Here is a 1,297-nt window from a genome sequence, read left to right on the forward strand (position 1 = left end):
TTAATACAGATTTTGTCTATTTTTAAAAAAAGATAAAATAACATTTAATATATTAAAATTATAGATTTGACAACAGAATGAAAAATAAAACTATAAAAAACTTGATAAATAAATTATTTTACTTTTAAAAAAAATCTTTATTACAAGTACCAGATTAAAAAGTCTTATTATAGAGTAAGAAAGCTGTTGCTACTTGCAATACAATTTTGAAAAGTCATAATTACATAACAATTTCAAAAGTTTTAGTTTATATTTAAGAAACACTCTAAAACTATTTAAAGAAAAAGATAACAAATAAATGAACGAATTACCTAAGTTAGTATTATCTCCCTGTCATAACAAATAAAAAAAGACTCACCCCAATTTTGGGATGAGTCTCTTTGTTTGAAAACTCAGATGACTTAATAAATCACTTCTACAAGTTTTTTAATTTATCTTAGTCTTCTTTTTTACGCTTACCTGCCAAGGTAAGTCCAAATGCTGCAAGAACTCCTCCTAGTACTACAGCTGCAGTTGATGCTTCTTCTCCTGTCGCTGGAAGGGTAGAAGTATCTTTTTGAGCTGCTGAAATAGTCGCTGTTGCTTTAAGATTCATGTGCTTATCTGATGAATCCACTGCCTGAACATCTACAACTGGTGATGGTTTCACAGTCGTTTGGGCAACAACGGAACCTTTAGCATTATTAAAGGTATCTGTTGACCCACCCCTTGTTGCAAGCATTGGAGCGCTAGCATCTGAGACATTACCTGATAGGTCTGTCGCTTTCGCTGTTACATTACCTTCTGGAATGTTAACCGTTGGTACTACTATTGCGTGACCCATTTCATCAGCAGTAGCCTCACCAATCTTGTTACCGTCTTTGTCGAACAATTCAATCTTAGCACCTGGTTCAGCAATAACATCGATTGGAGTACGAGTACCTGCTTTACCTGTAAGATCAGTGTTCACAACTGGGGCGTCTGGCGCTGTCTTATCATCGGCTTTCGCTACAGTTGCTGTAGTTGGTGCTGATGTGTTGTTTGAAGCGTCTTTTGCTGTCACAGATACAGTTTGACCTTCTTCCAAACCGCTGACTGGAACGCTGAAGTTACCATCTTGGTCAGCTGTTGCAGTTGCTTTAGTGCCATCTGGAAGAGTGACTTCGACGGTTGAACCTGCTTCAGCTGTACCTGTTACGGCTGTGTCGCCAGCCTTAACTGGGTTCACAACTGGGGCGTCTGGCGCTGTCTTATCATCGGCTTTCGCTACAGTTGCTGTAGTTGGTGCTGATGTGTTGTTTGAAGCGTCTTTTGCTGT

General features: G+C 38.0%; 1 protein-coding gene. It reads right to left on the reverse strand.

The genetic code is table 11. The features are described 5' to 3' along the window. Positions 1 to 436: 436 nt before the first annotated feature. Positions 437 to 1,297 (reverse strand): LPXTG cell wall anchor domain-containing protein (locus H7T99_RS10510; protein ID WP_201036000.1); only part of this gene is annotated, 861 nt, incomplete at its 5' end.

Source organism: Streptococcus sp. 17.1 (assembly GCF_016648655.1).
GTDB classification, from domain to species: Bacteria; Bacillota; Bacilli; order Lactobacillales; family Streptococcaceae; genus Streptococcus; species Streptococcus salivarius_E.